The sequence below is a fragment of the Lacticaseibacillus zeae DSM 20178 = KCTC 3804 genome, assembly GCF_000260435.1.
In the GTDB taxonomy this organism is placed as follows: Bacteria; Bacillota; Bacilli; order Lactobacillales; family Lactobacillaceae; genus Lacticaseibacillus; species Lacticaseibacillus zeae.
Map to the genome: position 1 here is coordinate 32,980 of NZ_BACQ01000047.1, position 19,890 is coordinate 52,869.

Annotated in this window: 18 protein-coding genes; 7 read left to right on the plus strand and 11 right to left on the minus strand. The window is 48.4% G+C overall.

Annotated features, from left to right (window positions below; genetic code table 11):
* Nucleotides 1-45: 45 nt before the first annotated feature.
* Nucleotides 46-1,422 (minus strand): N-6 DNA methylase, encoded by a 1,377-nt coding sequence (locus tag GSO_RS09335; protein WP_010491444.1) that lies wholly within the window; start codon nucleotides 1,420-1,422, stop codon nucleotides 46-48.
* A 3-nt stretch (nucleotides 1,423-1,425) separates the two neighbouring features.
* Nucleotides 1,426-1,980 (minus strand): restriction endonuclease subunit S domain-containing protein, encoded by a 555-nt coding sequence (locus GSO_RS09340; RefSeq protein ID WP_010491446.1) that lies wholly within the window; start codon nucleotides 1,978-1,980, stop codon nucleotides 1,426-1,428.
* A gap of 254 nt (nucleotides 1,981-2,234) precedes the next feature.
* Here GSO_RS09340 and GSO_RS16970 point away from each other — a divergent pair, with 254 nt between their 5' ends.
* The gene (locus GSO_RS16970) at nucleotides 2,235-2,471 is read left to right on the plus strand and encodes a site-specific integrase (RefSeq protein ID WP_225358798.1); all 237 of its coding nucleotides are present in this window, start codon (nucleotides 2,235-2,237) and stop codon (nucleotides 2,469-2,471) included.
* A gap of 162 nt (nucleotides 2,472-2,633) precedes the next feature.
* Here GSO_RS16970 and guaA read toward each other — a convergent pair whose 3' ends face one another.
* Nucleotides 2,634-4,187 (minus strand): glutamine-hydrolyzing GMP synthase, encoded by a 1,554-nt coding sequence (guaA, locus tag GSO_RS09345; protein WP_010491447.1) that lies wholly within the window; start codon nucleotides 4,185-4,187, stop codon nucleotides 2,634-2,636.
* A gap of 203 nt (nucleotides 4,188-4,390) precedes the next feature.
* Nucleotides 4,391-5,317: a type I pantothenate kinase gene (coaA, locus tag GSO_RS09350; protein WP_010491450.1), complete on the minus strand. Its 927-nt coding sequence runs from the start codon at nucleotides 5,315-5,317 to the stop codon at nucleotides 4,391-4,393.
* A gap of 193 nt (nucleotides 5,318-5,510) precedes the next feature.
* Between coaA and GSO_RS09355 the strand changes: the two genes are divergently transcribed.
* Nucleotides 5,511-5,858 carry a hypothetical protein gene (locus tag GSO_RS09355; protein ID WP_010491452.1) on the plus strand — a complete coding sequence of 116 codons (348 nt, stop codon included), beginning with the start codon at nucleotides 5,511-5,513 and terminating at the stop codon, nucleotides 5,856-5,858.
* Nucleotides 5,859-5,894: 36 nt separating this feature from the next.
* Nucleotides 5,895-6,185 (plus strand): hypothetical protein, encoded by a 291-nt coding sequence (locus GSO_RS09360; RefSeq protein WP_010491454.1) that lies wholly within the window; start codon nucleotides 5,895-5,897, stop codon nucleotides 6,183-6,185.
* Between the two features lie 115 nt (nucleotides 6,186-6,300).
* Here the strand turns inward: GSO_RS09360 and GSO_RS09365 are convergent, their stop codons facing one another.
* The 4 genes from GSO_RS09365 to GSO_RS09380 all read right to left on the minus strand — a co-directional run bounded on the left by GSO_RS09365 (nucleotide 6,301) and on the right by GSO_RS09380 (nucleotide 11,256).
* On the minus strand, nucleotides 6,301-7,710 hold the full coding sequence (locus GSO_RS09365) for a C69 family dipeptidase (protein WP_010491456.1): 1,410 nt from the start codon (nucleotides 7,708-7,710) through the stop codon (nucleotides 6,301-6,303).
* 476 nt (nucleotides 7,711-8,186) lie between these two features.
* Nucleotides 8,187-8,663 carry an acyl-CoA thioesterase gene (locus GSO_RS09370; protein ID WP_010491458.1) on the minus strand — a complete coding sequence of 159 codons (477 nt, stop codon included), beginning with the start codon at nucleotides 8,661-8,663 and terminating at the stop codon, nucleotides 8,187-8,189.
* A gap of 5 nt (nucleotides 8,664-8,668) precedes the next feature.
* Nucleotides 8,669-10,963, minus strand: coding sequence for an RNA polymerase recycling motor HelD (helD, locus tag GSO_RS09375; RefSeq protein WP_010491460.1), 2,295 nt, complete (start codon nucleotides 10,961-10,963; stop codon nucleotides 8,669-8,671).
* Nucleotides 10,964-11,058: 95 nt separating this feature from the next.
* Nucleotides 11,059-11,256, minus strand: a complete 198-nt coding sequence (locus tag GSO_RS09380; RefSeq protein ID WP_010491462.1) for a hypothetical protein — start codon at nucleotides 11,254-11,256, stop codon at nucleotides 11,059-11,061.
* A gap of 71 nt (nucleotides 11,257-11,327) precedes the next feature.
* Between GSO_RS09380 and GSO_RS09385 the strand changes: the two genes are divergently transcribed.
* The 3 genes from GSO_RS09385 (at nucleotide 11,328) to GSO_RS09395 (ending at nucleotide 15,002) form a co-directional block, all read left to right on the plus strand.
* A complete protein-coding gene (locus tag GSO_RS09385; protein ID WP_010491464.1) occupies nucleotides 11,328-13,157 on the plus strand; it encodes a monovalent cation:proton antiporter family protein in 1,830 nt (609 codons plus the stop codon).
* 420 nt (nucleotides 13,158-13,577) lie between these two features.
* Nucleotides 13,578-14,483 carry a proline-specific peptidase family protein gene (locus tag GSO_RS09390; RefSeq protein WP_010491466.1) on the plus strand — a complete coding sequence of 302 codons (906 nt, stop codon included), beginning with the start codon at nucleotides 13,578-13,580 and terminating at the stop codon, nucleotides 14,481-14,483.
* A gap of 57 nt (nucleotides 14,484-14,540) precedes the next feature.
* Nucleotides 14,541-15,002 carry a DUF8821 family protein gene (locus GSO_RS09395; protein WP_010491468.1) on the plus strand — a complete coding sequence of 154 codons (462 nt, stop codon included), beginning with the start codon at nucleotides 14,541-14,543 and terminating at the stop codon, nucleotides 15,000-15,002.
* A gap of 100 nt (nucleotides 15,003-15,102) precedes the next feature.
* On the opposite strand, the gene GSO_RS09400 is transcribed toward GSO_RS09395, so the two are convergent.
* Nucleotides 15,103-16,455, minus strand: coding sequence for an Nramp family divalent metal transporter (locus GSO_RS09400; protein WP_010491470.1), 1,353 nt, complete (start codon nucleotides 16,453-16,455; stop codon nucleotides 15,103-15,105).
* Nucleotides 16,442-17,410 (minus strand): ferrochelatase, encoded by a 969-nt coding sequence (gene hemH / locus GSO_RS09405; RefSeq protein WP_010491471.1) that lies wholly within the window; start codon nucleotides 17,408-17,410, stop codon nucleotides 16,442-16,444. The genes GSO_RS09400 and hemH overlap by 14 nt, the downstream gene beginning before the upstream one ends.
* 160 nt (nucleotides 17,411-17,570) lie before the next feature.
* Here hemH and GSO_RS09410 point away from each other — a divergent pair, with 160 nt between their 5' ends.
* Nucleotides 17,571-18,236 (plus strand): histidine phosphatase family protein, encoded by a 666-nt coding sequence (locus tag GSO_RS09410; RefSeq protein WP_010491473.1) that lies wholly within the window; start codon nucleotides 17,571-17,573, stop codon nucleotides 18,234-18,236.
* Nucleotides 18,237-18,514: 278 nt separating this feature from the next.
* On the opposite strand, the gene GSO_RS09415 is transcribed toward GSO_RS09410, so the two are convergent.
* The gene (locus GSO_RS09415) at nucleotides 18,515-19,870 is read right to left on the minus strand and encodes a cysteine peptidase family C39 domain-containing protein (protein WP_010491475.1); all 1,356 of its coding nucleotides are present in this window, start codon (nucleotides 19,868-19,870) and stop codon (nucleotides 18,515-18,517) included.
* Nucleotides 19,871-19,890: the final 20 nt, after the last annotated feature.

Genomic DNA, 19,890 nt, shown 5'->3' on the forward strand with positions numbered 1-19,890 from the left:
CAATTTTTTTGCCTGATTTAGCAATGAATACAAGACCATATATATTCATTCAGCACGATATTTTGCCATTATTCTCTGGGCACGGGCATCCAACTTTTTAGATTCATGTTTGAGGTCAGCGAGCCTTTCTTCTAACTTTGAAACGGGAATTATTTCAGGAGGGATGTATTTGTTCACATAACGCGGAATGTTTAGGTTAAAATCATTCTTTAAAATCTCGTCTTGAGTAGCTGCATGAGCATATCGCTCCACATCACGAAAATTTTCATACGTCTTAACTATCGTGTCAATCGAGGATTCAGGAATAACGTTATTGCGTCTTGCCTTCTCAACCTCATCGCTTGCATCAATAAATAGCACATCTTTGCGCATCCGATTCTTACGTAGCACAAGTAACATAGTTGGAACAGAAGTTTTGTACTGCAAACTAGCAGAGAGCCCAACTACTGCGTCAATGTAGTTCTGCTCGAGTAAATATTGCCGGATTTTTGCCTCCGCTCCCCCCCGAAACAGTATGCCATGCGGTAACTGAATCACCATTATTCCGTCTTCGCTCAGATGAGAAAATCCTTGTAAGACAAAAGCAAAATCTGCCTTAGACTTTGGAGGAAGTACCCCAATTTTTGAATACGGAACACTTTCTAAAAGACCATCACTTGGACTCCACTCGACGGAGTATGGTGGGTCAGTAATAACAATATCAGCCTTCGGACCGCCAGAATATCCAACCTGATTAAGCACGTCACCATTAGCCAGAATATGTCTTGTTGCGTGATTATCAGTTAGGTCAAGCATCATGCTACAACGCACATACGCCTGCGTATTCAGCTCTTGACCTACTAATTTTACCTTTGTCGACTTGTCCAATACCTGCCGCATGGCAATCAGCGAGCCACCAATGCCGGCAGTAGGATCATACACAGTAACGTGTGGACTGACACTAAATTGTGTCCCAGCAATTCGTGCCATCAATATATTGACACTATCCGGTGTTGCATGACTCCCATTCATCCGCGGATCAAACTCAATATTTATTTGCTGCAGAATTTTCATTAGAGAAACACGGTCGCACTGTTCACGAATCAGGCGAATTCCATCTTCACGGATTCCGTTAAAAACTTGAAGTCGGTTCTCATCATTTGTACGTGGAAGTAACGCATGACGCACGCGTTCATCAAAATCGTTCACCACAGCCAGCTGGATTTTGTCTGTTTTAGCTAAATCATGTAATCTTTTGATCAGTGAAGCCAAATCAACTGTGTCCACTTCCAGTAATACTGCATATTCCTTTTTGATTGTATAAAGGTAAATCATGTCCAGCCAAATTGTTATAATTGATTCCAATTCGAATTGACCACGATATTTATTGCCTGTATCCCAAATTCTCTGTTCAATCACATTAGCGTTTTTTGAGTCAGACATCGATTAACCTTCTTCCATCATTGTTTGTCGAATAAACTGTAGTGCTCGTTCTTCAGTCAAGCGGGCCCGTTCTTTAAGAACATGTGCCTGCTGATGACTGATTGCACTCAACTCTCCAATGTCTCGTTGAAGATTTAAATCTGGAACTGAGATGGTTAGTTCTCGTAAATCTTTTAAAACTACGCGCCGCCCAAGCTGTCCAGTAGCTTGTAACTGTCTTTGTGATTCAAGGCTATGATTAAACCACCAAACGAAATAGTTACGATCTAGTCTCTCATCAAGTGTTACTGAAGCAAAGTTCGAGGTTAATATTTGTTCATCAACCTGTGGAATTGCTTTAACTACGTATGCCTCACGCTGTAGCATTGATATGCCGACTTGTTTAGGTGTAATCAGTGGTAATTCTGAACTACCATGAACATACTTTGATGATTCAGCTAGCGGATTATATATCATCCGCCGACTTGGGATTTCATTAACTGTATCGGTAATTCGTGGCAATAAGATCCCACTGCTAAAATCAGCTATAGAGCCTAATTCAAACTTGTCAAATTCCATCTCATCTCTCCGTTCGTCACGTGAATTACATTTGATTGATGAATTCATCATAACAACTATTCATTAAAGCGTCAACTGTTATTCGTTAGAATTACAAAAAATCCCCGTCAAAAATCAGACTTCAAGTCCAATTCTTGGCGGGGATTTCGACAGCAAACTTAGCACATTTTCTGCCAATGATATCCTTTGTATCTCTCGAAAATACCGCTAAATTAACATTCCAATTTTAATTAACCCGTATCTTTTACTCACACATCAATAGGCTAACTTCTCGGGTTAACAAATGGTCAGGGATTTCAATTCATCCTCACCTACTTCGTCACTATGTAGCAACACAGGCTACCGCTCACAAAGCCTCCGGAATTGACATCATGCACTATCTGGGACACAAAAACTTGCAAATGACTGCTGACTACACTCGAAATACTAAAGAAGCAAGTTTAAATGTGTTTGAAGCTGCCGAGGGGAACCCCAAACAGAAAAATGGTTAGCCCGGGGGTACAAAAATTCGAAAAGCAATTTTGTACCCCCGATGTACCCCCCGCCGTTATGAATTTGAATAAATCTGAATGAATTTGAACAAATAAAAAAGCTGAAGCACCAACGATTTTCATCATTGAGCTTCAGCCAAATTCATTTAAATTTCGTACCGGTCATTCCCACTCAATCGTTGCCGGCGGCTTCGACGTGATATCATACACAACCCGATTAACGTGCTTCACCTCATTAACAATCCGGCTTGAGATCTCCTGTAACACATCCCAATCGATTCGGGCGAAGTCGGCGGTCATGCCGTCGATGGAGGTGATGGCGCGGATGCCGATGGTGTAGTCGTAGGTTCGACCGTCGCCCATGACGCCGACGGAACGGAAGCCTGGCAACACCGTAAAGTATTGCCAAATATCCTTATCCAAGCCATGCTTAGCAATTTCTTCACGCAAAATATAATCGGAATCGCGGACGATTTCTAGCTTGTCTTCGGTAACCTCGCCGATGACGCGGATGCCGAGACCAGGACCCGGGAATGGTTGGCGCCATACTAGTGCGTGCGGCATGCCGAGTTTTTCGCCGAGTTCGCGGACTTCATCTTTGAAGAGTTTGTTGAGCGGTTCGATGAGTTTGAACTTGAGGTCTTTTGGTAGGCCGCCGACGTTGTGATGGGACTTGATCGTTTGGGCGGTGTCGGTGCCGGATTCTACGACGTCGGTGTAGAGCGTGCCTTGGGCGAGGAATTCGATGCCGTTGAGTTTGGCGGCTTCTTCATTGAAGACTTCGATAAAGTCGCGGCCGATGATTTTGCGTTTCTTTTCGGGATCGGTGACGCCTTTTAGATCATTGAGGAAACGATCCTTGGCATCAACCTTGATGATGTTGAGGCCAAACTTGCCTTTGAGGCTGTCCATGACCTGTTCGGCCTCGCCTTTACGCAGCAGGCCGTGATCCACGAAGATGCTGGTCAATTGCTTGCCAATCGCTTTGTGCAGCAGAACGCCGACAACTGAGGAGTCAACCCCGCCGGAGAGGCCGAGCAGAACGCGTTTGTCGCCGACTTCGGCCCGGATTTTGGCGATTTGTTTGGTGATGAAATCGTCCATGCTCCAGTTGGCTTCGGCGTGGCAGACGTCGAAGGCAAAATGATGCAGAATTTCATGGCCATACTGGGTGTTTTGCACTTCGGCGTGGAATTGGATGCCGTAGAATTTACGGTCGTCGTCATCCATAGCGCTGATCGGGCAATTAACGCTGGTAGCTGTGCTGCGGAAGCCATCTGGCACACGGGTTACCAAGTCGCCGTGGCTCATCCAGACGGTTTGGTCTTTTGGCAGGTCATGGAATAACTTGGCGCTGTCATCGGTCACTTCAATGTCAGCTTTGCCGTATTCACGGTTGTCGGCCGGTTCAACATCCCCGCCGAGCCGCTGCGCCATCAGCTGCATACCATAACAGACGCCCAGAATCGGGATGCCGAGTTTAAAGATGTCTTCGTCAACGCCAAGCGCGCCTTTGTCATACACACTATTCGGACCGCCTGAGAAGATAATCCCCTTTGGCGCAATTTCTTTAACTTCTGCCGCCGTGATGGTATGAGGCTTTAATTCAGAGTAGATACCAAATTCCCGGATTCGCCGGGTGATTAACTGATTATATTGACTGCCATAATCGAGGACGATGATCTTGTCGTAATCCTTGTTCTGGTCATTTGCCACAGTCCGCCACACTCCCTTGTTTGAATGCACTAATTTTACAGAGTTTTCATAAGCTGGTCAATCGTGAGTGAGAAGCCTCTCATCTAAGTGAGTGAGAAGCCTCTCATCTAAGAAATTGCGAAGCCGTCGCGTGATTGACCGAGTTAATGCCAGATTGTCTGGCAAGTTGTTCCCGATTTTTGAAAAAAGGCATGCGCCCACCGTTACCATTTTCGTAATGCGACCTGATCGATTTTGTGTCCAGTCGTTTTATGCAAAATGATGTCCGCCCGATTTTTAGTGGGCAGGATGTATTCCTTCAGGTTCTTAAGGTTGACATCCCGCCAGACCTTCCGCGCCATGTCAAAAGCGTCCTTGCGATCCCCGATAGCGTATTGATAGTAATAATTACTCGGATCCGTGAAGGCTGTGTCCAGCAAAATGCCGAATCGCTCCAGATACCACTGTTCAATCAAGGTCGGATCGGCGTCGACATAGATGGAAAAGTCAAAGTAATCACTGACATAAATCGGTTGCTTGCTTGGCAGCTGCAGGACATTGATACCTTCTACAATGAGAATATCCGGCCGGTCGATGACCTCGTACTCGTCAGGAACAATATCGTATATCTGGTGACTGTACTTTGGGGCCCGCACCACGCCGCTAGCATTTTTGACGTTGTTCATAAAGTGAATCAGCAGCTGCATATCGTAGCTTTCGGGAAACCCTTTTCGATCCAAAATGCCGCGTCGTTCTAGTTCGGCATTGGGATAGAGGAAACCATCCGTGGTGATTTGCTGGACGCGCTTGTCTGGATACGCCCGGCTCAGTAACAACTGTAGCAAGCGGGCAGTCGTGCTTTTTCCGACTGCCACCGAACCGGCGATACCGATAATAAACGGCGTGTGCGGATTGCGCTGCATCCCCAAAAATCGGCTCAAGGTAAACATGTCGCCTTGGTAATCCTCATAGCGAATATGAATCAGATGGCGCAATGGTGAATAAATGGTTTTAACATCATCAAGACTGATTTCATCGTTCAATGAACGTAACTGCGCCAGCTCGGCATCGGTTACGCTGGTAAAATTTTGCGAGTGGAACTGGGACCATTCTGCCCGATCAAACTTATAGAAATTCATTTCGGATTGCATAACTTACCGTGTCCTTGCGTTTAATGCTTTCATTTTAGCATAGAAACGGCCGGTTATTTCGGCCAATCGATTTTGCTTGACAGCCGGGAAAAGGTTGCCCACAATTAAAGCAATTAGTTCATGTTGCGTGCCATCATGAACTCCCCGGATTCTGAACGCGCCGGCTCACGCTCACTACTATCGGAGGGTTGCTATGTTTGAATTTCTTTCCATTATTCTGGAACCGATACTCGAGATCATTTTCATACCGATTTTTTGGCCGGAATTCGATCTTGAATCATCGCCTAAGTTTAACTGGCTGCGCCTTTTGCTAACACTTGCAGTTAGTCTGTTCCTTGCTGGCGCTGGCGTTTGGCTCTTACTGCACCTACTGACAGACTCGCCCGATTCAATGGTGGCATTGTTTGGAGGCTTGTTACTCCTGGCATCGGGCGGTGTCCCAGCTGGCCGTGCAGTCATTGATTTTATCGACTATCGTAGAACCATGCGTCGCCAACGACTTGCTAAAACCGAAGCCGAAAAACCTTATCAGGAACTTTAATTGGCTGAATGCTTAACATTAAGGAGACACCAACCAATGCGTCAAATCATTAGCTTTGTCGCTTCCATCTTGTTTATGTTCTTTCTCTTCCCTGGCTTCAAACATCACCCGCGTCCGATTTGGTACTGGGTATGGTATTTGTCTCTGGCAATCGTCTGCATCGGGGTCACCGGATTCGGCGTTTGGATGCTTATTGCCGCCAAATTCAGGGTCAAATATAGCATGTTGGTTTTAATGGGCATTCTTATGATCGCCCTCATGCCAAGCGCGCTGATCCGTGCGACGCTCTTGTTTCGCGCCTATCGCAAGCGTATCCGCCAACAATAACCGACCTAACACCCATGCTTCATGCTTTTGCAGGCCACAACCCGCAGCAATTCATTTAAGTCTAAAGCCAAACAAAAAAGCGCCCGAACCCGAGCGCTTTTTTTGCTGCCAATCATTAATCATGCAAAGTAAACTGCAACTTCATCTTCGGCGCTGCAGCTGCGACCATTTGTCCCAGCAGCTCGTTGCTGTTGGCCATGGCCAAGTCAGCTATCTGTTCGTTAGCAGTGGTCAGGTGCTCGCGGATATTTTTGGCATCTTGAACTGCCTTATCGGTTTGCAGTTGCAGATGGCGGCAAGCCGCAACAGTCTTTTGTTCAAAGACGTCTTCCTGATCCTTGAACAAGGAGAAGTCGTAATCGCCGAACGTTGCGAGCAGGTTGCTCAGCCAGTACATTTTGGAAACATCAAAGTGATCGCCGGTGTCGCGATAAGCAGCCGGTGTGTCATTCACGTTGGCATAAAACGGCACAACGGCATTGAAGGTATTAGGGCCAAATGCGAGCCAGTGAATGCCGGCGACTGCAGCTGGCACATCATTGCGAATTTGCAAAATGTGGAGTTCCTGATTGCGGTTAATACCGATTGGCCGATACAGCTTTTTCTGCGCCGGCGTACCAGTCGTGCCGTAAACATCGTACGGCGTGTTTTCGTAATGTGAGCTCTCGACAAACTTCACATCCTCGATGCTGATCTTTTTGGAGGTGCGGCAAATGAAAGGTAGGTCCTGATCAATCGGGGTGGTGTCGAATTCCGGATTGAAGTATTTTTGGCCGTACCATGCCCGCGGGTTGTTGTAGCGGGTGTCCTTGATGGTGGCTGAGCCGAAAATGTGCCGCAGATTATAGCCGTCTGCATCCGGATTAAGGTGATATGTCTCGATCAAGTCACGTAAATCCGCGCTGCTCATCGTGTCATCGCTGGTAAAATCAAAATCGGTGATGTTGAACCGGTTCGGGGCGATCACGTAAGCATCGTCCGGAATCCGGATTGCTGCCCAGTGATGGCCACCGATGCTTTCGAAGTACCAGACTTCATCCTTGTCAGCAAACGCAATACCATTGCTTTCATAAGTGCCATATTGTTGAAGGAGACTCCCCAACCGCTGAACGCCTTCACGTGCGCTATGAATGTAAGGCAACACGATGGTCGGCATATCTTCTTCGCCAATTCCGGCCGGCACCAGCGGATCAACGCCTAAAATCCGGCTGTTGGTCGTGATCGTCTCAGTTGACGTCATCGCCACATTTTCGCTATTAATCCCAGCCGCAGCCCAAATACCATGGCCGTCTTCGGCTTCCGGCGTGGATGTGTAGCCCAACGGATCAGCAGGCAGGTCAATCGAAAATTTACTGAGCACAGAATGATACTGACGCGGCTGATCTTCAGGTTTAACATAGACAAACTTTTGCGGATGCAACGGTGATTCGCCGTCTTCGTTACGCGCAATGATCGTCGAGCCGTCAATCGAAGCCTTTTTACCTACTAACACCGTGGTACACGAGCCGACATAACGTTTTGCCAAAATAATCGTCCTTCTTTCAAAATAGTCTCGCCTGCACAACGCCAACAAGCTTGATTTAAAGTTAACTTTACCGCGCAAAAATGTGTTTGCCAATAGTTGGCGGGAAACCTAGGTAAACAAAATCGCCGGTTTGAGATGATTGCTCTCATGACAGGCGATTAATATTTGACTTAAATTTATTTTCAAGAAAGTGCAACATGGTTCTTGTTTGTCTGGCGTAACGTCATGTATCCGATAGTCGCGGAACCAAAAAAATCTAGTGCCAAGGCGGAGCAATCGGAGGCGGTTTGGGGCTCAGCAGTGGAATTGTTGTTGGTGGAGCGGTTTTTGCTCCGCCTACAACAAGGCCGAGCTTAGAGACTCTGCCGGGCTTGCAGAGGCTCTAAGTCGTGCCCTCCGCTCTAGCTTCGCGTCGCCAGCCCCAAACCGCCGGAGATTGCGGAGTTTGGCACGGCGGAATTATCCATTCTGTCAAACTAATCCAACGGCACCTCGCCAAAGCTGGCGTTAATCTTGCGATAATCCGCACGCCGCTCCTCATAGCCGGCTAACAACCGCTTTTCGAAATCCGATTCTGCTTCAAGCGCAGGCAGCGGGCCATCTTCTTTGTGGCGCGCCACAAACGTTGCAAAGGCCGTGCCGACTTGAAACCGTTCACCGGTCGCCAGATGCTCGCCAATTAAATGAATAAACACTTCCAAGGACCGGTGACCCACGCCGCTGACCATACATTTGATGATCAGCGCATCCCCTAAAGTGACCAGCGCATCCAACCGCACCATGTCAAGCGAACCAGTCGCCAGCCCACGACGGCCTAGTCGCTGCGCTGCAATCGAACTGACATCGTCAATCCAGGTAAAAATCTGGCCGCCGAATAGTGTCTTGTGGGCATTTAACATCCCAGGAAAGACCCGATAACTCGAAACCGCCAAAGTGTCACGCATTTTAACCATCAACTTTACCCCCCCCGCTCGTACAGATCTGCCGGAACCTTATCCAACAACGGTGTTACATCCGGGCTGGCAAGCATCGTCAGCTGGTGCATGGCCCGTGACGCGACCGTGTACAATAATTCCCGCTCGTCTTCTTCGTGGTAGTTTGCCGCGTTGACCTGCCACAGAACAACGGCATCGAATTCAAGCCCCTTAGCCAGAAAGCTCGGTACCACAATCACACCGGCCGCTAACCGCTGATTTTCGGACTTGATGAGCGTCACCTTAATGCCCGCCGCTTTCATCTGCTCGTAAATCGCCTCGGCATCCTCAAGCGTCTTGGCGATCACCGCGGTTGTCTGCTTGGCTTCATTGTTCACTTTTAGCTGCGCCTCAAGCGCCGTCATCAGTCCCGCTTCATCAGGCCGCACGACCAACTTAGGCAGCGGTCCTTGGCGGTTAAAGGCCACGATTTTCTGCCCCGAGGTCAAAATGGCTTTGGTGAAGTCCGTCACCTGCTTGGTTGACCGATAACTTTGCGTCAATTGCACGACCCGGGTCTTCTCCGGATCAAACAACTTGCTGGTTTCGTTGATCAGTGTTCGCGAGTCATCCTTGGTGAAAATGGCCTGATTCAGATCGCCTAACAACGTAAACTTGGCCCGCGGGAAGCTATCCTTGAGATAAGCCAACTGATACGGCGTGTAATCCTGAATTTCATCGACAAACACATACCGCATCTCGCGTTCGCCATGCCGGCCGGTGATCAGGTCATAAAGATGCAGGTACGGCGTTGCATCAGCCATTGGCAACTGCCGCTGCTTGAACACGTCGATGAAATGATCGACTTCCGCCTGCCATTCATCCTCAGAAATGCCTTCTGCCGCTAAATCATAAATCGCCGGTACTTCTCGCAAAAAGCTGACGTACTGGCCGCGAATGTTGATGAACCGATTCCGGACAATATCCTGCTGAATCTCGTCAAAGCCCTTCATGACTAACTGTCTCGCAAAGAAGCGATATTCATCATCGCTATTTTTAAATTCTTTCGGGCCGTCTTGTTGCATCGAACGAATCGTTTCGTCGCTTAAATTCTGTACCGCTTCTTGAACCCATTGCGCTTTTGTTTCGGATTCGATTTTACGATTCAGCATTTTGATCAGCCGCTCTTTGGTGGCGTTCAGGCGGTTGCCCATATGATAATTTTCGTTGTAACTATAAAAGATCTCGCGGATTCGCTTACGGGAAAAGAACACTTCGCCGCGGAAGCGAATATCCCGGAAACGCAAGCCGGAACGTTCCAGGCTGGTGGCGTATGTTTTGGCCGCATTGAAGAAATCCAGGCTACCTTTGACGCGGGCGATTTTCTTTTGCACCGGCGTCAATTGTTGCTCGAACTGGGAAAAGAGATTTTGGACGTCAATGTGCGGCAGCCGACGTGTGACGTATTGGTAGTAAGTGAACTGCACCATGTTCTGCTCACCTAATTCCGGCAACACATTGCTGATGTAGTCGGAAAAAAGCTGGTTCGGGCTAAACATAATCACCTGGCTGCTGGTCAGATTGCCGCGGTACCGATAAAGCAGATACGCGACCCGCTGCAAAACGGCGCTGGTTTTACCAGAACCGGCAGCACCTTGCACAAACAGCAGATCGGCTTTAGTGTCACGGATGATCTGGTTTTGTTCGCGCTGAATGGTTGTGACGATGGTCTTCATCTGCGTATCGGACTTCTCGCCCAACACTTCCAGCAACATTTGATCGCCGATGGTCTCAGTGGTATCAAACATGGTCTGAATCTGACCGTTTTTAATCACAAATTGCCGTTTCAAAGAGACATTGACTTGTTGCGGCCCGTCCGGCGTTTGGTAAGTGACCTTGCCCAAACCGCCATCATAGTAGATGGAACTGATCGGCGCCCGCCAGTCATAAATGAGAAACTTGCCAGCCTCATTGGTAAATGAACCAAGGCCAATGTAGATTGTTTCCGGCTTTTCCTGGCCTTCCTGAAAATCAATCCGGGCAAAGTACGGATTGCCCAACAATCGTTTGACAGTTGCAAGTTGCTGAGCGCTTTGCTTCCATGCATTGGTGCGCTCATCAAGCACGCGTTGCTGTTGTTGGATCGAAGCAGCCGTTTCAATGGTTTCCGCGTCATTACTGAAGTTGAGGGAAAAATCATTGAAGAAGTTGTCGCTAATGCTTTTCTCTTCAGTCTTGGTCTTGGCCATCTCGTTTGAAAGCCGAACCTCAGCACCGGAGAGCTCCTTCATGATGCCATCTAAATGTTGCTGCTCTTTAGCCTGCTCATTCTCGACCACGCCATCATCTCCTTAACGGTTATCAAATAATCGTTATAACATCTTATCACTTATGAGCCTGCGCCGCAAAAGCGACATTCACCTAATATCAGGTTTTATTTTAACTTTCCGCGCAACAACGGCGTCCATGCTTCGAGCACATACCCTACTGCCAGGCCGATGGCGACGCCTAGTAAAATGCGTTTGAACGGCAGGCTGATTAATAGGCCAATTAAAACACAAGTCCCGACAATGACCGCGCGGCGATTGAAGAATGATTTTCCTTGACGCGGTGGCTTTTGATTTTGTATCATACGCATTCCTTTCATTTATTCACACTTTTCGTTACGATTGACTCATCCATTATCGCTGATCGGAGGTCATTATGGAATCTATTTCACTTTTAATTGTCCTGACAGCTGCTCTGGTAACCCCGCTGTTCATGGCACATTTTCACATTAATAGTATCCCGACTGCGGTAGCCGAGATTCTGGTTGGTATTGTATTAGGCAAAAGCCTCTTGGGGTGGGTGCACACCGGCGGCAATGTACAGTCGTTGAGCGAACTCGGTGTCACCATCCTGATTTTCCTGTCCGGGATGGAAATCGATTTTTCTCTGTTCAAGCCGCAGCCTAAGACGACAAAAGGACCGCAGCCAGCCAATCCCGTCATGCTTGCGGCAGTGGGATTTGCGACGGTAGTGTTGCTCAGCCTTGGCTTTAGCTACCTGCTGCAATTGATTCATTTCTTTAACTATCCGATTTTTGCGACCATCCTTTTTACAACGATCGCACTCGGCGTTGTCATTGCGGCGTTAAAAGAAAAAGAACTGCTGCACCAGCCGCTTGGCCAAACGATTTTGTTGATTGCAGCTTTAGGCGAAGTGATTCCTTTGATTAGCTTGACGATATACTCCGCCGTGAATGGCAGTAGCGACAACAATCTTTGGCTGCTGCTGTTACTGTTACTGGCTGCTTTGGTGTTGTTGGCGCGATTCAAACGGGTCTACAGCTTTTTTGCAGCGATCGATAAAAGCACCACGCAATTAGACATTCGCCTAGCCTTCTTCTTAGTGTTCACCTTAGTCACAATTGCTTCACAAGTCGGGGCTGAGTCCATTTTAGGGGCTTTCCTTGCCGGGATGGTGATGAAGCTGCTCGGACCGCGACAGGAAACCCAAGACAAGCTGACATCCATTGGCTACGGGTTCTTCATCCCGATTTTCTTCATCGTCACCGGCGCCAATCTGAATTTAAAGGCCTTAATTGCCGATCCTAAAAGCCTCTCATTGATTCCCTTAGTTCTAGTCGGCTTCTTTATCACCAAAATTGGCCTCTTCCCGGTATTGCGCCGCCGTTTCAAGGTGTCAAATGCTTTAGCCGGCACTTTCTTATCAACTGCCACCATTACGTTGGTGATCCCGACGTTAACCGTTGGCCGCAACCTTGGTATTGTGACGGAACAACAATCCGGCGCCTTCACACTAGCGGCCGTCATCGCCTGTGTCAGTGGGCCAATTCTGTTCAATCGCCTTTTCAAACCAGAACCGGAAACGTTCAAGAAAACGCGCGTCACTTTTATCGGCGGCAATCTGTTGACCGTCCCGATCGCCCAACATCTGAGTTCAGACCGATATGACGTCCAACTGTTTACCGATAAGGCCGAAAACTTCCGCACCTATAATTCCGAAGTGGCCATCTCCTTAGCAGACTATAAGGAAGACGCGCTGAAAGCGGCTGGTGCGTTTGACTGTGACATTATCGTACTCGGAGATTTCGACGCGGACACTAACTATGCGCTTGCCAAAATGGCGCTCGCCCAAAAAGTGCCGCGTATCATTGCCCGGTTTGCCGCCAAGGATGCCACCACCGATCGCTATGATCGCTTGCGGGATGAAGGCGTCGAAGTCTTCAATGCGCTTGACGCCAACATTGCCCTTCTCCGCAGCCTGATCGAAACACCGTCGACATTGCAGATTCTGGACGATACTGTCGCCGGAATTTACGAAGTGACGATTCGCAACTCGCGCTTTGCTGGCCTTGAACTCAAGAACCTGCCATTCATCGACGACATCACCGTCAGCCAAATCTACCGCAACAAAAAGTTCATCGCTCCACACGGCGACACCCAGCTGCACCTTGGCGATCACCTCATCTTCTCTGGCGACAAACACTTGATCCGCAACATTCGGACGCAGGTGGAAAAGCTTAATTAACTCGTTGAGGTTGAACCACCATTCTTCTTGAACGATATAGAAAAACTTACGCAATGAGTTCCTTGCCGTGCCAAACTCCGCAATCTGCGGCCAGATCGGGGCTGGCGACCGCGAAGCTAGAGTGGTGGGCACGACTTTGAGCCTCAGCAAACCCGGCTGAGTCTCAAAGCTCAGCCTTGTACTACGCCGGGTAGACCGCCCGGCTAGTACAATCTCACCACTGAGCCTCCTCTGGCCTCCGATTGCTCCGCCTTGGCACTAATATCTTCATACCCTTAATAAACTTTCTCGGGCGAACCTGCATGAATTGTGAAGTAGCATAAAAGCGCATACTCTTTACCACCTAACTATGATTTTTAACCAGGCTTTCGTTTCCTGACGTGGTACAATGAGATTATTCTAAGAAAAAAAGGTGATCAAATGAAACAAGGAACAACGATCCTGACCTTAGACAATGGCTACCACCTGTGGACCAACACGCAGGGTGAAGGCGATATTCATCTGCTGTGCCTGCATGGCGGCCCTGGTGGCACCCACGAATACTGGGAGAATTTTGGCAAAGAGCTCGCTGATCTCGGTGTTCAAGTGCATATGTACGATCAGCTCGGATCGTTTTATTCGGATCAGCCTGACTATTCTGATCCGGAAATTTCCAAAAAGTACCTCACCACGGATTATTTCTTGGGTGAAGTCGAAGAAGTGCGAAAGAAGCTGGGCTTGGATCATTTTTACTTAATCGGTCAAAGCTGGGGCGGTGCACTGACTCAACTGTATGCGTTGAAATACGGCCAGCATCTTAAAGGTGCCATCATTTCATCCATGGTGGATAACATCAATGAGTACGTGGAGCACATCAACTTGGTTCGCGAAGAGGCATTGCCACCTTCAGCCGTTAAATACATGAAGAAAATCGAAAAAGCCGGCAAATGGGATGATCCGCAGTATCAAAAATATGTCGATGTCCTCAACCGAGGGTACGTTGATCGCAAGCAGCCGCCTGCTATTTCCCATTTAATCAGCACCATGGCAACGCCGGTTTATAATGCTTTCCAAGGCGATAACGAATTCGTTGTCACCGGCAAGTTGAAGGACTGGGACATCAGCGATCAAATCCACAACATCAAGGTACCGACACTGCTGACATTTGGCGAACACGAAACCATGCCACTAAAAGCTGCGCAACGCATGGCCGAAGTCATTCCGCATGCACGTCTGGTCACCACTCCTAATGGCGGTCACCATCACATGATCGACAATGCACCGGTTTACTTTAAGCACCTGAAGCAGTTCATTTCCGATGTTGAAAATGGCACTTTCAATGACTAGTTATCAAAAAGCGGTTTGCCGTCTGTGGCACCGCTTTTTATATAAAGGAGCCTCCTGATGGCCTATACCGTTAATTTCAAAACCGTCAGCACGACTGGCCTCGAAAGTTCGCCTGTCGCCCAATCGTTGGCTGGTTTACGTGCCAATGAAGCGCGCTACATTTGGAACAAATTCAAAGTGCCTTATGTGACGTATCCGATTGCTGAAAAGCCGGACAGTCTTGCTTGGCTGCAAACGATTTTAGCCGAACGGGCGTTGACTTTTGCGGCCAAGCCGCTGGAAATCTGCGACTTGGCATTGCCCGACATGCGCTGGGTCGAAGCCTATTATCAAGACGGACTTGTTGTTAATGTCATGTATTCATTAACGGACCCGAAAAAACGGGCAGTCGGCTTCAAACTCAGTGAGGGCATGGCTGTTCCTGATGAACTCGCCGGTAAGTTCAAGTTTGCCCGCCAAAAATCAAAACTTGCCGGCACGATTCGCGGTTCCTTTTTCGTGATTAAGGGCAGTTACTGATTTTATCGCCAATTGCTTCACGATCATTAAATGCAAAAAACGCTTGCTGCCAGTAGCTTGAAAATTCAAGCTGCTTGGACAGCAAGCGTTTTTAATTGTGTCACGGCACAAAGACAGACACGATCAGCTGCAGATTGAGCAACGTGATCAGCCCTGTCAGTAAATACCCGACCCAGCGGACTCCGGGAGAATTGACGTGATCTCCCATCAAATCCCGTCGATCGGTTAAGGCAACTAAGGGAAAAAGCGTAAACGGCAGCGCGATGCTTAAAGCCACCTGTGCGTAAACAATCACTTGTTCAAAGTTGTGCTCGCTAAACCCCATGATGAAGCCGATGATCATGATTGGGATCAAGGTCACCGCCCGTGTCAGCAAGCGTCGTTCCCACAGTGGCATCTGAATGTTAAGGTAGCCTTCCATGACAATCTGCCCGGCTAAGGTGCTGGCAATCGAGCTAATTAATCCGGTAATCAATAAGGCAAACGCAAATAGCGTACTCATGATCGGACTGGCAAGATTGCCGACGATGGCCGGATTCTTCAAGCCGTTATAAACACCTTGAAATGCCGTCACGTGTCCGCCAACGCCGTAGAACAAGGTTGCACCCAACACCAGCAACAACGCATTAATCAAGAACGCGGCCACGAGATGCACATTGGAATCCCACCTGCCAAACCGCAGCGCTTCGGTCACCTGCGCCGGAATATGCTCGTCATACCTGCGACTTTGCGCCAGTGAAGAATGCAGGTAAATATTGTGCGGCATAATCGTCGCGCCCATAATCCCCAAGCTAAGTACCAGCATCCCGTGATTCGTTAAAATCTCCGGACGTGGCACAAAACCGCCAACGATCCCGCCGACTGACGGATGCGCCCGCAATACCTCGATGCCGAAAATAATCCCTACCGTCAAAATCGAGACCAAGACAATCAGCTCAATGCGCCGAATGCCAAAACGCAAGAAGAACAAAACAACCAGCACATCGGCAATCGTCAGTAACATCCCCCACATTAACGGAAGACCAAACAGCAACTTCAGCGCAATGGCAGTACCCACAACACCGGTCATATCTGTTGCCATCATCGCCGCTTCATTGATCAGCCACAGGCAAATCCGCGCCCATTTTGGCACAAAGGCGGCAATCGCCTGCGCCAGATCCAGCCGCGCGACAACCCCGAGCTTGATCGACAGACTCTGCATAAACATCGCAACTAAAATCGTCATCAACAACACTGACAACAACGCATAACGGTACTTACTACCACCTTCCAACGCTGTCAACCAGTTTCCCGGATCCATGTAACCAACCGCCACCAGCGCGCCAGGACCGCTATAAGCCAGAAACTTCTGGAAAAAAGAAGTTTCGTAAACGCCCGGCACCTGCACACTGCGATTAATGTCATCTAGACTGCGCTTGGCCTGTTGCGCCCGCAATCGGTCATCTTGTTTCATCGTCTTGGGCCTCCGCTGCAACTTTTTCCTTTGCCAGCGATGCCAGTATGTCACAAAACGGTGCACACCCATTCATCGGTCGTACTGATTTAAAGACTTTGCCGCCATTGGCTCGAAATGTCTGGTAGTTTTGGACATCATTTTCTTCTAGGGTCTCCAGACAATCTGCCACAAAACTCGGCGTCGTCACAAGTACCCGCCGCTTGCCCAACGCCGCTAACGCCATCAAACGGTTGCGCAAATAGGGTTTTAACCACGGGACCGGGCCAAATTTGGACTGGTAACACATTTCGACCTTCTCCTGTGGTACTTTCTTTAAATAGCGTTTAACGCCTGCAGTCGTGGCTTCACAGGCTTGCTGATAAGGATCGCCATGACGCACCATGGATGTTGGAATTCCGTGGTAGCTCAGGATCACGGTGTCATAGTCATCTTGGCTGTAGGCGTCGTCCAGTTGTTGCGCCAACAATTGCAAATAAGCCGGCTGATCATAGAATTGATCAATGACCAGCGTCTTAACTCCGGATGCTGCCACTTTGTCCAAAATGGTCTTCGTCGTGCTTTGCGTATACTCGGGAAACAGCGGAATGACCACAATCGGATGATCTCCGCGCGCCGCCATGCCTTGCAAAGTCTCGCCAATGGGATATTCCCCACCATAAGTCATCGCCATTTGGACATCCCAGTCTGGCAGCTTCTTCCGCAAGCGATCGCGCGTCACCTGGGTATACGCAATCAATGGTGATCCGGCTTTGGTCCATTCATGCTGATAAAAGGTTGCTGACCGCCAACTGCGAAAAGGCAGAATAAAGCCGCGTAAAATCGGCTGCCACAACATTTTAGGCATCGTGATGACATTCTGATCACTTAAAAATTCCTGCAAATACCGGCGCACATCCCGCGTACTTGGCGAAACCGGCGATCCCAGATTTACAATTAACAACCCTGTTGCCATTTTACTGCCCCCATCATGCGTCAAAATCATAAATTAAGAATAACACAGTGCGCGTTCTTCTGAGGGCGTTTTCTTGCCTATAAGCATCCGTTCAAAGCTAACCTACCCGCGTTTCTATGCTAAACTATCTTTAGAAGTAAACTTTCGAGGAGGCAGCAGGATGGCTACGAAGGGTATTACCGTTTATCTGGTGCGTCACGGCCAAACATGGTTCAATCATTTCAATAAAATGCAAGGTTGGTGCGATTCACCACTAACCGAAAACGGGGTCAAAGACGGCACTAACACTGGCATTATTTTGCGCAATGTCGCGTTTACCCATGCTTATTGCAGTGACACGATGCGGGCGACGCGAACGGCTGATTTGATTTTAAGCAAGAATGTAACCGGCAAGATTCCGCTAACGGTTACACCATTTTTCCGGGAGCAGTTTTACGGCTATTTTGAAGGCGAAGATTCCGGTCAAACCTGGTACATGGTCGGCTTTCCGCATGGCGCAAAGACGTATCCGGAAATTCTGGAACAATATGGCGTCGATGCCTCAAAGGACTTCATGCACGATGCCGATCCATTCCATGAAGCCGAAGACGCACGGACTTACTGGACCCGACTTATGAAGGGCTTCCGCCAGCTGCGGTCCGAAAACAAGGAAGGCGACAAGGTGCTCATGGTCAGCCATGGCACCACCATCCGCAGCATTGTCGACAAGTTCGGCAAAAATGACGGCTTCGTGGTCACCGATTCGCCGCGTAATGGGTCGATTAGCAAGATTTTGCTGACCGACACGGGGATTAAGATCTTGAGTTATAACGAGTTTGAGGCTTGATTGTTCCTTGTCCTACCAAACTTTGCAATCTCCAGTTCCATCTAGCATATGGTTGCTCAGCCTTGGTATTACGTCCATCATTATTCACCAATGTTTCTAAATGCAACGAGGACTTTACTTTATTTTCAACTTAAACATCAAAAAAGATCACATATCAGTTCTGTGTGTGATCTTTTTTCTTACTATTTCTTGTTTTGACGCTTACCCAACAACAGATTATCAGTCACTGGAAATCTATGCATCCGGTCCAGTTTCATCTCCTTAATGCCATTGCTGAGTTATTGAATGGCAACGGCAAATTTCGTGTAGCTGTACGCCGCATTAAATGCTGATTTGCTAATCCAATAAGTGCCATTTTCAGGATCGACAATGTGCATTGACCCGGTATTGTAACCATCTACTGTCACGACATGTGCGTTGTCAATACCATTGCCCCAGTCGTAATGACGCCACTGTGGCACTTGATAATTTAATGTGACCCAAGCCACAACTGGGTTTCCAGCGGCAACTTGACTAACCCACGGCGTGAACGCACTTGGGAAAATGGACTGATAAACACCGTTGACGACAGCGTACGGGGTGCCACCAAAGCCTTGATACGGATTACCGTTTGCGGCAATCGGCATTGTCTTTAAGAAGGTCGCAAGATTATGGCCAGCTGCACGTCCCTTATAATGAAGCGCCTCTAATGCACTCGCAGCCTCACAACCCATCGGTGCTCCCGCCGCTTCCTGACTGATAAACTGGACGCCCAGTACTTTACTACTGCTTGGTTGGGCTGCAGCATTACTATTGCTTGCAGCTCCGCCGTTGTTATTACTAGTCTGGTTTTGCGGAGCACTGGTACTAGCTGTGCTACGAGTTGCAGCCGCTTGGGTAACTGTCTGACTACTTGCTGCAGCTTGAGCCCTGCTGCTAGAAGCAGCTGCCGCCTTTGCAACAGCGGCCTGTTGCGGATCACCAGCCGCAGCTTGTTTCTTCGCTTGTTCGGCCTGCTGATCTTTAGGTAGTTTTTTGATGGCTTCATCCAGTTGCGGTAGGTACTTATCTTTGAACGCCTTAACATTAACAGCATTGATGGCGTCACGTGCCTGATCGATCTTGTCTTGGACGGAATCACCGCTAAGAGTCGATTTTACCAGCGCAACTGCTTTTACTTCACTGTTCAGCAGATTCACCTTATCTTTGATCGTTTCTGCAAACTTCGCTTTATGCTTCTGGAGATAAGCAAAATCGGTGTTGAGCTTCTGAACTTCCAACCCCTCATCTTTAAGTATTTGATCCTTGCCGAGCTGAGTGTTTAACACGCTCTGAACTGAAAAAATTCTTTTTGCAGCAATAAGTTGTTCTTGATTGACCCTAAAAATCTTTTTTTGAGCTTTTGATAAATCTCCGCGCAGTTTGTACACTTTGGCTTTTTGGTTATCCGCTTTGGTCAACATTGACTTGCTGAGACCTTTTGCCGGCATCTCATACTTGCTATCGGCGTAGAGATTCTTTATTTGCTTCGTCATCAGCGTCAGTTGTGACGCCGATGATGGCTTGGTCTGTGACGCTTTTGCTTGACCACCGCACCCTGCTAAAAGTAGTCCTGATAAGATGATGGCCCCACCGGCCTTGATCGTGGTTTTCATTTCTCTCCTCCGTCCCATTT